Origin of the sequence: Corynebacterium sp. HMSC074C01, assembly GCF_001814605.1 — a bacterium.
Classification (GTDB): Bacteria; Actinomycetota; Actinomycetes; order Mycobacteriales; family Mycobacteriaceae; genus Corynebacterium.
The window spans coordinates 136,149-149,151 of the sequence record NZ_KV817280.1 but is presented as its reverse complement, the minus strand read 5'-3'; the positions used below and the strand labels follow the sequence as shown (position 1 = coordinate 149,151).

Sequence of the window (13,003 nt, the reverse complement as noted above, 5' to 3'; positions counted from 1 at the left end):
ACTCCTCAGTACTACTAAAGGTCGGTGACGGCCGAAACCGTCGTGTGTTCGATATCCAGTTCTTCGGGGGTTGGAATCTGGGTTCCCGGGAGTGCTGCGGCTGCTGAACCGTAGGCCACAGCCTGGCGCAGGGCTTCGGGGTACGAGGCGCCGGAGCGGCGGGCGAGGATATAGCCGGAGAGCGAAGAATCGCCGGCACCCACGGTGGAGCGCAGGGTGATGGGCGGGGGAGTAGCAGCCCATGCTTCCTTGGCCGTGACCAGCACCGCGCCAGCGCCGCCCAGGGTGACAAGAACCTCGGGGATGCCGCGCTTGACGACGACCCTCGCGGCCTCAACCACTCCGCTGAAGTCGCCGTCTTCGGCGGCGGCCTCAAGGGCCTGACCATCGACGCCTGCAAGCTGGCCCAGCTCGAGGCCGTTTGGCTTGATGAGGTCGGGGCTGGCTACTTCGAGGTTGTTACCGAGAGCCACCATGGGCGCATCAGAGGTATCGACGGCTATGCGGATGTCGGGGTTGGCTTCGCGAGCGACACTGATGAGCTGCGTGTACCAATCTGTAGGAACGCCTTTGGGAAGAGAGCCCGCCATGACGATCCACTCGGCGTCGGTGCAGCGTTCAGCAACGGCCTGTGCCACGTCTTGCTGAACTGATTCATCGAGCGTGGGGCCAGGTCCGTTGAGTTTGGTCGTGCGGCCATTCGGTTCGGTCAAGGTGGTGTTGGTGCGCACCGCGCCCTGTGTCGGCACTGCGTGTACGGGGATAGATGCGTCAGCGGCGAGGGTCAAGAAAGGGTCTGAGGCCATAGCCGGGAGAAGGGCCAGACTGTCGACGTCGGCGAGCGTTACTGCATGCGTAACGTTGACGCCTTTACCGCCAGCAACGCTGGAGACAGACTCGGCGCGGTGGACGGCACCGGGTTCGAGCGCCTCGTTCAGGCGCACGGTGGCGTCGATGCTTGGGTTGGGGGTCAAAGTAAGGATCATCGTGGAGAATGTCCCCTTTCGCGGAGTGCGTATATTGGGGGCAAACGCGCCTCAGGGGCGTGAACAAGAGCTTCGGTGCGGATTGCCCGTTGTCAACGTGAAATTAATGTTGCTTAATGTTGATTATTGCCCGTATGTGTCCGAATGTCAATGGAATCACTGTGGGTTTCGTTGCATTTTTGGCCGACTTGTGATGATCTGGAAAGAGAAAACATCGTCTCCGTAAGGAAATGTGTCATGGAAAACGCATCCCCATCCACCATTAAAGGCACCGGTGTCGTCGCCGGCGTTGCATACGCTGAGGCGGTGTGGGTTCGCCCACGCCCAGAACTGCCCACGGCTGGAGAAACCGTGGCGGAGGAGCAGCGTGATGCTGAATACGATCGCTTCCTCGAAGCGGTCGACATTGTTGCCAGCAGGCTAGAGCAGCGTGCCGCTGGTGCGGAAGGTCAGGCAGCAGAAGTCCTGGGCGCTACCGCCGGAATGGTCAAGGACCGAGGTTGGCACAAGGCAGTGCGCAAGGGTATTCGCAGCGGCAAGAACGCCGAGTATGCAGTTGTGGGGGCCACGGACAGGTTTGTCACCATGTTTGAGGCTGCCGGCGGCGTGATGGCTGAGCGCACGACTGACCTCAAGGACGTTCGCGACCGCGTCATCGCACAACTACGCGGTGAGCAAGAGCCGGGCCTGCCCATGGTTGAAGGGGAAGCCGTGCTGCTGGCGGATGACCTTGCACCGGCGGATACCGCAACCTTGGACACCACCCACATCAAGGCGCTGGTGACCGAGCTGGGCGGTCCCACCAGCCACACTGCAATTATTGCTCGTCAGCTCGACCTTCCGTGCATTGTGGCGGTCGGCGCTGAGCTGCGCACGATTGAGGCGGGAACCCAGATCTTCGTCGATGGCTCCGTGGGCACAGTGGCCCTTGGCGCGGATCGCGCCGCCTCGCTCAAGGCTGTAGAGGAATACCGCGAGAAGGCGGCACGAGTAGCCGAGTGGCGGGGTCCGGCCCAGACCAAGGACGGACACCGCGTGCAGTTGCTAGCCAATGTTGCCGACGGTAACGCAGCTCGTATCGCCTCCGATTCGCAGGCAGAAGGTATCGGTTTGTACCGTACGGAGCTGTCTTTCCTCTCCGCGAGCGAAGAGCCCACCGTGGAGGAGCAAGCGCGCATCTACGGCAAGGTTTTCAACGCTTTCCCGGACTCCAAGGTCGTTGTTCGAACACTCGACGCTGGTTCTGATAAGCCGATCTCCTATGCCACGTTGGACTCTGAGGAGAACCCCGCCTTGGGCGTCCGCGGCCTGCGTATCGCCCGCGACAACGAGGCGCTTTTGACCCGTCAGCTCGATGCCATCGCACAGGCCGCAGAAAAGCGTGCCGAGGGTGCCACGACGTGGGTTATGGCACCGATGGTGGCCACCGCAGTCGAGGCAAAGTGGTTCGCTGAACTCTGTCGTGAGCGTGGGCTCACGGCTGGCGCGATGATTGAGGTACCGGCTGCAGCCCTGATGGCGGATACTATCTTGCCGCACCTCGACTTCGTGTCCATCGGTACCAATGACTTGACGCAGTACACCATGGCCGCTGACCGCCTATCGCCCCAGCTGGCCTACCTGACCGATCCGTGGCAGCCGGCCGTGTTGCGTTTGATTCAGCACACCTGCGTGGTCGGACGCGATAACAACGTTCCGGTTGGCGTTTGTGGTGAAGCAGCAGCTGATCCCATGCTCGCTTGCGTACTGACCGGCCTTGGTGTGACGTCGCTGTCGGCGGCGTCGACCGCCGTCGCAGGTGTTGGTGCACAGCTTGCTGAGGTCACTCTTGAGCAGTGCCAGAAGATGGCTGAGGTAGCAGTAAATGCTGAGGGCCCAGCTGATGCCCGCGCCGCAGTGATTGAGCTGTTGGAGCAATTCCAAGCGTCCTAGCTTGTTGAATGCGCAGGAGGTGTGCGCCCCTCAACACGAAGGGGTGCACACCTCCTGAAACGATCTAGGGGGGTAAGGCGCCTACTTCTCAGCAGCAATAATCACCTCAATGCCGTGTTCACGCAGCGCTGCAACGTAGGATGCGGGTGCGCCGGCATCGGTGATAACGACATCAATTTCATCGAGGGATGCAAAGCTTACTAGATAGTCATTGCCCAGCTTTGAAGAATCGCACAATACGACGACGCGGTGCGCATTGGTTACGAAAGCAGATTTGATTGCAGCCTCTTGCGAGTCAGCCGTCGAGAGACCGTGGTCAATGGTCAGTGCATTGGTGCCGACAAAAGCGACGTCGGCACGCATGAGCGCCATGGTGCGAAGAGCAGTATCACCAACCACGGCCTGGGTAATTGCCCGTACTGTACCGCCGAGGAGCTGGACTTCGGATACCCCGTTGCTTGCCAGCGAAAGGGCAATCGGCAGGCTGTTGGAGACGATGCTGAACTGGCCTGCCGAATAGCGCTGGCCGATGAGATCAGCAAGCGCATTCGTTGTAGTGCCGGCGTCGAGGAAGATGCTGCCGCCGTCGGGAAGCTGTTCCAGCGCAGCGCGCGCGATGGACATTTTGGCGCCCGTGGCCGAGCGCTGACGGGTATCAAGGGTTAATTCAGCGGTTTGGAAGGATTGGGAGGCCACCGCGCCGCCATGGACGCGATGCACGACTCCTTCCCGATCCAAAACCGCGAGATCACGACGAATCGTCTCAGCGGTGACATCGAAGCGTTCAGAAAGTTCGGTGACATTGACTCGGCCTTCGACGGCGGTCAATGAGGCAATTTGTCGGCGACGCTCTTCTGCGTACATAGTTCCTCCCAGTGAAGTCTGCCTGTGGTGGTCACTGCGCCCGCCGCGGAAAGGAAACGGGGCTGGGGCGTGTGAACGAAAAAAGCAACGAATGTTGCGGCGATGTCTCCATTGTCTCACCGAATATGAAGAAAACGGAACTAAACAAAGAAAACCTCACATTGCGGTTGCGGCCTTAGTGAAAAATTCCTCTATAACCTGCATATATGCAAATGTGTGATATCGGACGCCAAAGCGGCAGGAATCGGGCATGTACACACAAGGGGGTAGAAAGAAAAAATCCCCCGGCCCTTTACGCCCGCACCGAGTGGGCTGGCACTGCGAGGTGGGTAGGGCCCTGGGGGGATGGCTGAGAGGTGATGATTTCTAGAGCTTGCGGAAAACTGACACTACCTTGCCCATGATCTCAGCCTCGTCGCCCTTGATGGGGGAGTAGGCGTCATTATGGGGAAGGAGCCAGACGCCTGAAGAGTCGCGGTGAAATTCCTTTACGGTGGCCTCTTCGCCGTCCAGAAGGGCGGCGACGAATTCGCCTTCCTCTGCGACGGATTGTGAGCGAATAATCACCCAATCGCCGTTGAGAACTCCGGCGTCTTGCATAGAATCGCCCACGACCTGCAGCATATAAAGCTCGCCGCTGCCGAGGATTTCGCCCGGCATGGGGAAATAAGCATCAACGTTTTCTTCGGCGGTAATTGGGGAGCCTGCGGCAATGCGGCCGACAACCGGGATGTAGTTCGGCGTAGCTGCGTCCTCGGGGATATCAGGGGTGGAAAGATCTGGAGACTTGTTTGCCTGGCCTGTCTTGCGACCGGGCTTCTTCGAATCTTCGGCACCGGGGAAGTGGCGGACGTCAACGGCGCGTGGCTTGTTCGGATCGCGGCGCAGGAAGCCCTTCTCTTCAAGCTGCTTCAGTTGGTAGGCCACGGATGATGTGGACTGTAGGCCGGTGGCATCACCGATCTCCCGAATGCTTGGCGGGTATCCGCGGAGCATTACGGCATCATGGATAACCTCTAGGATGCGGCGCTGCCGGGGGGACAGGGTGTCGAGGGAAGGGTGGTCGCTTCGCTTGGGTTTGCGGGCCATTCTTTCTCCTAAAACTATTGCGATGTGCACATTCGTGGCCGAGGCTTTGGCGTACCAGGCATGTATGGGGGCTGCCGGTGGTTCTTCCGCTTTCCTTTTTAGCACGACAGGAAAAAATGTTCGACTAGCGTCGCCGAAATGTGGACAAATTTTCGAGAGGGTGCTATAAATCGAACATACACGCTAAATCGAACGGTTGGTCGATGGTGATGTTCGAAAGTGTCCGCCCGGATTCTTAGACTTCGGATATTACGTCGATGGAGAAGGAAGATCTAGAAAGGAACCGTCATGGCTATCGCTCTCAATAACGCCTCTGTACTGCGTAGGGATGTTCGTCGGAAGTCTCACAATCCAGCCGTCCTGGTCCCGCCGGCGGCAATCTGGGATCCTGTGCAGCATCAGACACGGGCCCATGAGCTGTCACCTACTTCTTCACGTGGCACGACTGTTGTTCGAACGCTTTCTTCGGACGGTAGAACACAGGGGCGTACGACAGGCTCGGCATCATCCTCCGTTTCTTTCCAGCGGAGTGTGCCACGGAGTCGGCGCGGCGGGTCGAACGTAGGCAACTATGTTCTGGGCGCGGTCTTTGGCGCTGCAGTCTTTATTGGAACAGTGTGGGGCGGCCTCAGCATCGATAGTGAGGTTCCTAATGTCAATGGTGCTTCGGCTACCGCGGTGGCAACTTCGCGCTAGAATTTCTTGGGCCGGGGAAGCAAAGCGCATCGGCGGAGAGGAAGGTTACGGCACTGTGTATTGCCCGTTCTGTCACAATGAACAGTCACGAGTCATCGATTCGCGTGTGATTGATAGTGGAACCTCAATCCGGCGGCGTCGCGAATGTGCTGCATGTAAAGGCCGTTTTACCACCATTGAGAAAGCGGTCCTGTCGGTAGTCAAGCGTAATGGCTTGGCTGAGCCCTTCAGTCGCGACAAGCTGATTCGCGGCGTCAAACGCGCGTGCCAAGGGCGTGATGTAAGCGATGACGCTCTGAAGAAGCTCGCGCAAGAAGTCGAGGAGACCGTGCGCAGTCACGGTTCCTCCCAAGTCAATGCCAACGACATTGGCCTAGCCATCTTGGAGCCTCTCCGCGATCTCGATGAGGTTGCCTACCTGCGCTTTGCCTCCGTGTATAAGTCCTTCGAAAGCGCAGACGATTTTGAATCGGAAATCCGCCTGATGCGGCGGCGTGACCGCGATAGCTTCTAACGCAATTTATCTGCGGCCTTTTGAATTCTCCGAACAGACACCGCATGAGCGGTTCCTAGGCGTTGTGCGAAGAGCGATACGCGCAACTCCTCAATCATCCACAAGATCTCCTTAACCTCACGAGTCTTCTCGCGGCCTGCGGGCAAGGAACGCAAACGATTATTGAGGTATGCCTTGGCCTCGTCGACATCTGCCTGGCGGTCAGCGTCACGATCTGGGTCCAGGTTCATATCATCAAGCCTGATACGTGCAGCCTGGATATAGCGCGGCAGGTGGCGCAGGTGTTGGATCCCATGAACGGTGATGGCGTGCGGCGGCAAGAGGAAGTCGAGCTGGGCGCGAATATCATCGATTGCCGGCCCCTCCCAGTGCTTCAGCTCAGCGTTGAGGTTGGAGTACTCCGCCAACCCTGGGGCAATAGCCACCACGGCCTGACGCACACGGCCCGGAACCTCAGGCTTGACAGCGTTCAGCAAGCCGGTAAATTCCTCAGGGGTTCTTACAGGCCCGCCCTTGTCCATCATGATGTCGCGCACCGCGGCGACTCGTGCATCGTTGACCAACCCTTTGGCCCCGCCGTGTGGGTAGGAGTCGACAGCTACCCGCTGCTGTAGGGGCAGCCCCTTGACCATTTGTTGCGTATTCACGGAGATTTCCCGAAGCAACAAGGTGAGGGTGGCAGTGATCATGGAGGCGTCGGCAGCCGCTTTTGTCGGGTGGACCTTGAGCGCGACACCTTCCTTCGTGGCTACGAGTGCCGGATAGGCGGTGACCTCGTGCCCATCAACGACAGTGGTCACCTCTTCATCGATAGCACCAAGCGTGTCCTTTGACCATTCCTTGACGGAAGTGGACTCAGCTGCCCGGCCAACACGCGAGACGGAGGAAGAAATATGCCCGGCCTGGCGTTGGACCAAAGCCTGCAGATTGCGGTCGGAATCAATAACCTTGCCCCGCTTATCCACTGCGGCATAGTTCATCCGCAGGTGGGGTGGGAGTTGATCCGGGCGGAAATCGCCGGCGTTGATGCCTTGGCCGCCCATGTCCTGCAGCACGGCCGCAAGCTGTTCACAAAGCCCGCCTTCATAGGGCACAAGCTTGGGCAGCGCTCGCTCAGCAAATTCGGGTGCTGGTACCACAGTGCGGCGAAGAGCCTTTGGGAGTGAGCGAATCAGCTCTGTCACCAGCTCCAGTCGCAGGCCGGGTACGAGCCAGTCGAAGCCCTCGGAGTCCAAGCCCGCGAGGAGCGGGACGGGAACCATCAGCGTGACACCGTCGAGGGGGTCACCGGGTTCAAATTTATAGGAGAGGTCGTAATCGATGCTTCCCTTCAGCCAGCGGTCGGGGAAAGCCTCCTCTGTAACAGCGTGGTCCTCTTCCAGGAGCGCTTCTGGGTCGAAGTCCAAAGAGTGCTTGTTCTTCTGCTTCTTCCACCAAGAATCGAAATGCCGAGCAGTGGTGACAGATTCGGGGATTCGCTGGTCGTAGAAGTCGAAGAGTGTGTCTTCATCCACCACGAGCCCGCGCCGACGGGCCTTCTCCTCATATTCGGAGGCCTCGGCAAGCTTGCGCTTGTTGTCGTGGAAGAAGTGATGGTGGGTGGTCCATTCGCCGTCGACAAGCGCATTGCGAATGAACATGTCGCGTGCCGCCGCAGGATCGACGCGGTGGTAGGGCACCGTACGGTCCGCGACCACGGTGACACCGTACAACGTCGAGCGTTGGGTAACTACCGCTGAGCCGCGCTTGCGTGACCATGTTGGATCGGAATAGTTGTGTTTCAACAGATCCTTCGCCAGTTTTTCCACCCAGGCCGGGTCGATGGCGGCAACATCGCGTGCCCACAGTCGCGAGGTTTCCACCAGCTCGGCTGCCATGAGGAACTCCGGTGGTTTCTTCGCAAGCGCTGATCCCGGGAAAACCAGGAAGCGGGTATTGCGTGCGCCAATGAACTCCTTGGAGTTACCGTCACGTGCGCCGATATTGGACAACAGGCCAGAGAGCAACGACATGTGGATGTCATCGGGGCGCCGCTCGGTGCCCTCTTGAGCGTTCCAACCGAGCTGCTTGGCGACGTCCCGCAGCTGCCGCACCAGGTCGAACCACTCGCGGATGCGCATATAGTGCAGGAAATCGGCCTTCATCCGTTTGCGGAAAGCATTGCCGCTCATCTCCTCGCGGGCTTCTTGGACAAAGTCCCACAGGTTGAGCATTGCCATAAAGTCTGAAGTCTTGTCTTTAAAACGAGCATGGGCCTGGTCAGCCTGCGCTTGCTTGTCGGTAGGCCGCTCACGCACATCCTGGATGGTCATTGCGGCAACGATGACCATGACGTCGTGGAGGCATCCGGAGGTGTTGGCTTCAACGAGCATGCGGGCCATGCGCGGATCCACGGGGATGCGGGCGAGATCTCGCCCGATGCGTGTCAGGACCGGCAGCCCATCTTTTTCTTTGCCCTCGAGTGCGCCCAATTCGTGGAGGAGGAGCAGGCCATCGCGCACGGCCTTCGGTTCGGGGGATTGCACAAAGGGGAAGTCAGCGATATCACCGAGGCGCAGCGAGATCATTTGCAGGATGACGCTGGCCAGGTTGGTGCGCAGGATCTCAGGGTCGGTGAATTCCGGCCGGGAGAGGAAGTCCTGTTCACTGTAGAGGCGGATGGCAATGCCATCGGCAACGCGACCACACCGGCCTGAGCGCTGGTTAGCGCTTGCTTGGGAGATCGGCTCAATGGGCAGTCTCTGCACCTTGGTGCGAGTGGAATAGCGCGAGATGCGCGCGGTGCCCGTGTCGACGACGTAGCGAATGCCAGGCACCGTCAATGAGGTCTCAGCAATGTTGGTGGAGAGCACGATGCGGCGACCGCGGTGTGAGCGGAAGACACGATGTTGTTCCTGGTTGGACAGGCGTCCGAAGAGCGGAGTGACCTCCACGTTGCGCCAATGGCGCCCTTCGATGGCTTCCATGGCGTCGCGGATATCGCGCTCGCCCGGGAAGAAGCACAGAATGTCTCCTTCGCCTTCGGTCATGAGTTCTTCGATGGCTTCGCAGAGGGCGTCCAAGGGATCGAGGTCGATGGTCTTTCCACCTGATTCGACCTCGAGCGGGCGGTAGCGGATCTCCACGGGGTAGGTACGCCCGGAGACCTCGATGATCGGCGCTGGCGTACCGTTTGCGTCAGCGAAGTGCTTGGCAAAGCGCTCCGGGTCAATCGTGGCGGAGGTGATGATCACCTTCAGGTCTGGGCGTTTGGGCAGCAGCCTTTTGAGGTACCCGAGAAGGAAGTCAATGTTGAGCGAACGCTCGTGTGCCTCATCGATGATGATCGTGTCATAGGCGTTGAGGAAGCGGTCACGCTGCATTTCTGCCAGCAAGATACCGTCCGTCATGAGTTTCACAGCGGTGGTGGAGGAGACTCGGTCATCGAAGCGGATGGCATAGCCGACTGAGTCCCCGATGGGCTGGTCAAGCTCTTCTGCAATGCGCTCAGCAACCGTGCGCGCTGCCAAACGGCGTGGCTGAGTGTGCCCAATGAGCCCTCGGCGCCCGCGGCCGAGCTCCAAACAGATTTTGGGAATCTGGGTGGTCTTTCCCGAACCAGTCTCACCGGCGATGATGACTACCTGATTATTATCGATAGCTTCGGCGATATCATCGCGGCGCCCAGTGACGGGAAGCTGTTCGGCGTAGGTAATGGGTGGCACATGTGCATCGATGGTGCGCACCTTGTCTTGGGCGGCTGCGATATCGGCTCCAATGGCATCCAGGGCCTTGGGGGAGCGGGCCTTGCGCAGGCGACGGCGGAAAGCGCGCTCATCACTCAAGGAAACCGAAGTGAGAGCGCCGTAAAGGTCTTCGCGAGTAGCAGTCATAATCGACCTAAAAGTCTACTCGGAAGGCTATTCGCTCACAGGTCGAGGTGGAGATATTGGTACCCTTGTGTTTATTGCGTGAACACTAATCAATGAAGGGTATGAATTATGACTAATCCTTTTGAATCGAAGCCGGAGGATAACGGCTCCAACAGAGGCTTTGGCAGCAACCCGGCTCATAGCTCCGGCGACTCCTCCGGAAATAACGGCGGGCTTCCCAAATACGAGCCCACTTCTCACCCAGAAGATCAGGCCGGTTTCGGCCAATCCAGCAGCTACGGCAATTATGGCGGCGGCGCCTACGGCTCCCAGGCCTATGGCGGGTACGAAGCCGGCCAGCCGGGCTATGCCGGCGCGGGCTATGGAAGCGATTCCAGCTACGCCGGCCCAGGCCCAGGCGCCGGCCCGGCCTACACCGGTCCGGTCAGCGCTATCGAAGCTATCAAGTGGGGCTTCAAAGCCGCGCTCAGTAACGCACTTTTGTGGGTGCTGGGCGCCGTCGTCGTGTTTGCTATTCAGTTTGTTCCACAAATTGGAATCAGCGTTGGTGCGCAGAACGCCGATGGGGCGGAGACCTCCATTATGTTGGACCTCTTCTCCTTCGCGGTGTCCATCCTGTCCTTTGTCATTGCTCTGGTTGTTTATCGTTTGGCCTACCGTGAAATCGACAAGCCGAGCCCCACATGGGGCACCCTGTTCCAGGGTGTTCGCTGGGTACCGCCGCTCGTGGTGAACATCGTCTTGGGCATTCTTGGTGCGATTGTCTTGGTGATTGTCATCGTCGGCCTGCTTATGGTGGGCCTCGGTGGTGTGGCAGGTGTGGACCTCCAGAACCCAGAGCAGCTCAGTGAAAATGATATTTTTGCACTCGTTGGCTCTATCTTCGGCGGAGTCATCATCGTCATGCTGATTGCGCTGTTCATTCAGCCCTTCTTCACTCTCATGCCGTGGTTGGCAGCCGATAGCTCCTCCGTTGGTGAGGCTTTCTCCCAGGGTCTGAAGCTGGGCAAGGAAAACTACGGTCACATCTTGCTGTTCATTGTCCTGTCCGGTCTGATGGCTTTCGCCTCCCTCATCACCCTGGGCTTGGCACTGATCATCATCGCGCCGGCACTGCAGCTGGCAACCGCACACCTGTGCCGCCAGTGCCAGGGTCGCTATGCTCCTGCAGCCTAAGGCTTAAGCTGTCGAATCGATATGCAACGCCGCCCCTGACTTCATGAGGTGAGTTAGGGGCGGCGTTGTCGTCTTCTTTAGCTCTGATGCTGGAGCTGGGGAACAGTTAGGAGGCCGTGAAAAGTGTCCGGGAACGCTCCGCGGCGTCGTGGAAGGCAGCGGTGACCAAGGTCCCGAAAGCGCTGAACTCATCGGCACGGGCAGCGGAAGAGCGGAAGACAAGCCCCACGTGCCGCTCCGCCGTGACAGAAGGGGCAAAGTGTGCGACGGAGAGCCGCGGATTCTGGCATTCCGTTGCCAGGGCGGACTCGGGGACGAGAGTGGCGCCGAGGTTTCCCATGACCAGCTGCAAGATAGTAGTCAGCGATGAGGCTCGAGTGACGGCATTGGTGGCTTCGGAGGGATTGACCTTCGCGCGGCGGCACAGGTCGAGGACTTGGTCGCGGAGACAGTGGCCGTCGTCAAGCAGGAGCAGATCAAGGTGCCCTAGATCCTCGAGCGTGAGATCCTTTCGACCCGCAAGTGGGTGCTCTGCCGGGGTGACTGCGGTGAAGGCCTCGCTGTAGAGAGGAATCTCCACCATTCCGGGGGCTTCGGTGGGCAGAGCAACAATGGCCAGGTCCAGGTTGCCCTCGCGCAGCTTGTCCAGCAGGTGCTGGGTCTGTTCCTCGACGAAGCGGGGTTCTAAATCGGGATAGGTTGCGCTGATGGACTGCAGCAGTCCCGGCAAAATATAGGGCGCGATGGTGGGGATGATGCCGATAGTGAGGGGGCCGGTAAGCGTGCCGCTAGCGCCGCGCGCTTGGCTGAGGAAAGCATCGGAAGCTTCGAGTGCTGCCTTGGCATAAGGCAGTAGCGCTTCACCTGTGGACGTCACGATGACCTTGCGGGTCGAGCGTTCGATCAGCTGTACTCCCAAACCTTGCTCGAGTGCGACGAGGGCCTGGGAGAGCGAAGGTTGGGAGATATCGAGTTTGGCGGCTGCGGTTCCAAAGTGCTTGTTTTCCGCAATCGTGACGAAGGTGCGCAACTGGGCGAGGGTTGGGCGATACTCCTTATTGTTCATGCCTATAACTCTAACATCTCTAATTCGTGGAGCCTATTGACGTGCCAAGCCTTCCGTGGCATACTTAACAAGCGAGCGACTGCGTACCAGCCAAAAGGCAAAGTGGTGTGCGGTCGTAGAGATTTGCATCACTTTTGTGCATTGTTGTGACTATTGAAGGAGATGAGTCTTCTATGCCTATCTTGACCGTTGGTGAGAAGTTCCCGGAGTTCGAGCTGACCGCGCTGAAGGGTGGCGACCTCCACGACGTCAACGCTAACCAGCCGGAGGACTACTTCGAGCAGGTATCTCTGGACAAGTACCAGGGAATGTGGAAGGTCGTGTTCTTCTACCCGAAGGACTTCACCTTCGTCTGCCCGACTGAAATTGCGGCCTTTGGCAAGCTGAACGAGGAATTCCTGGACCGCGATACCCAGGTTCTTGGCGGCTCCACCGATAACGAGTTCGCGCACTTCAACTGGCGTGCAACCCATCCGGAGCTGAAGGAAGTTCCGTTCCCGATGTTCTCTGATATTCGCCACGACCTGATCCGTGCCCTCGGTGTGGAAAACGCCGACGGTGTTGCTGACCGCGCTACCTTCATCATCGACCCGGACGGTGTTATCCAGTTCGTGTCCGTGACTCCGGATGCTGTCGGCCGCAACGTAGATGAAGTTCTGCGCGTGCTGGACGCCCTGCAGTCTGAAGAGGTCTGTGCCTGCAACTGGGAGGCTAATGACCCGACCAAGAACATCGACAAGCTCGAGGTTGTTAAGTCCGCTCTGTAAAACAGCACTAAGCACAACCGCCCAACCTTAAAGGAGTTAGA

At 58.9% G+C, this 13,003-nt stretch carries 9 protein-coding genes; 4 read left to right on the top strand and 5 right to left on the bottom strand.

All coding sequences use genetic code 11. The features are described 5' to 3' along the window. Positions 1-14: 14 nt before the first annotated feature. Positions 15-986, bottom strand: coding sequence for a 1-phosphofructokinase family hexose kinase (locus HMPREF2978_RS07305; protein WP_070527208.1), 972 nt, complete (start codon positions 984-986; stop codon positions 15-17). A 237-nt stretch (positions 987-1,223) separates the two neighbouring features. On the opposite strand from HMPREF2978_RS07305, the gene ptsP reads away from it, so the two are divergent. Beyond that, positions 1,224-2,918, top strand: coding sequence for a phosphoenolpyruvate--protein phosphotransferase (gene ptsP, locus HMPREF2978_RS07300; RefSeq protein WP_070744811.1), 1,695 nt, complete (start codon positions 1,224-1,226; stop codon positions 2,916-2,918). Between the two features lie 81 nt (positions 2,919-2,999). On the opposite strand, the gene HMPREF2978_RS07295 is transcribed toward ptsP, so the two are convergent. Both HMPREF2978_RS07295 and lexA read right to left on the bottom strand, forming a co-directional pair. Further along, the gene (locus HMPREF2978_RS07295; RefSeq protein WP_070744809.1) at positions 3,000-3,782 is read right to left on the bottom strand and encodes a DeoR/GlpR family DNA-binding transcription regulator; all 783 of its coding nucleotides are present in this window, start codon (positions 3,780-3,782) and stop codon (positions 3,000-3,002) included. Positions 3,783-4,148: 366 nt separating this feature from the next. After that, positions 4,149-4,871 carry a transcriptional repressor LexA gene (lexA, locus tag HMPREF2978_RS07290; RefSeq protein WP_070744807.1) on the bottom strand — a complete coding sequence of 241 codons (723 nt, stop codon included), beginning with the start codon at positions 4,869-4,871 and terminating at the stop codon, positions 4,149-4,151. Between the two features lie 751 nt (positions 4,872-5,622). Here lexA and nrdR point away from each other — a divergent pair. Next, positions 5,623-6,081, top strand: a complete 459-nt coding sequence (gene nrdR / locus HMPREF2978_RS07285; protein WP_010190258.1) for a transcriptional regulator NrdR — start codon at positions 5,623-5,625, stop codon at positions 6,079-6,081. Here nrdR and hrpA read toward each other — a convergent pair. Beyond that, positions 6,078-9,953, bottom strand: coding sequence for an ATP-dependent RNA helicase HrpA (hrpA, locus tag HMPREF2978_RS07280; RefSeq protein WP_070527216.1), 3,876 nt, complete (start codon positions 9,951-9,953; stop codon positions 6,078-6,080). The two genes, nrdR and hrpA, sit on opposite strands and share 4 nt — an antisense overlap. Positions 9,954-10,061: 108 nt before the next feature. Here hrpA and HMPREF2978_RS07275 point away from each other — a divergent pair, with 108 nt between their 5' ends. Continuing rightward, positions 10,062-11,129: a hypothetical protein gene (locus tag HMPREF2978_RS07275; RefSeq protein WP_070527220.1), complete on the top strand. Its 1,068-nt coding sequence runs from the start codon at positions 10,062-10,064 to the stop codon at positions 11,127-11,129. 106 nt (positions 11,130-11,235) lie between these two features. Here the strand turns inward: HMPREF2978_RS07275 and HMPREF2978_RS07270 are convergent, their stop codons facing one another. After that, positions 11,236-12,195, bottom strand: coding sequence for a hydrogen peroxide-inducible genes activator (locus tag HMPREF2978_RS07270; protein WP_070744805.1), 960 nt, complete (start codon positions 12,193-12,195; stop codon positions 11,236-11,238). A gap of 173 nt (positions 12,196-12,368) precedes the next feature. Between HMPREF2978_RS07270 and HMPREF2978_RS07265 the strand changes: the two genes are divergently transcribed. Further along, positions 12,369-12,962: a peroxiredoxin gene (locus HMPREF2978_RS07265; protein WP_010190254.1), complete on the top strand. Its 594-nt coding sequence runs from the start codon at positions 12,369-12,371 to the stop codon at positions 12,960-12,962. Positions 12,963-13,003 lie beyond the last annotated feature (41 nt).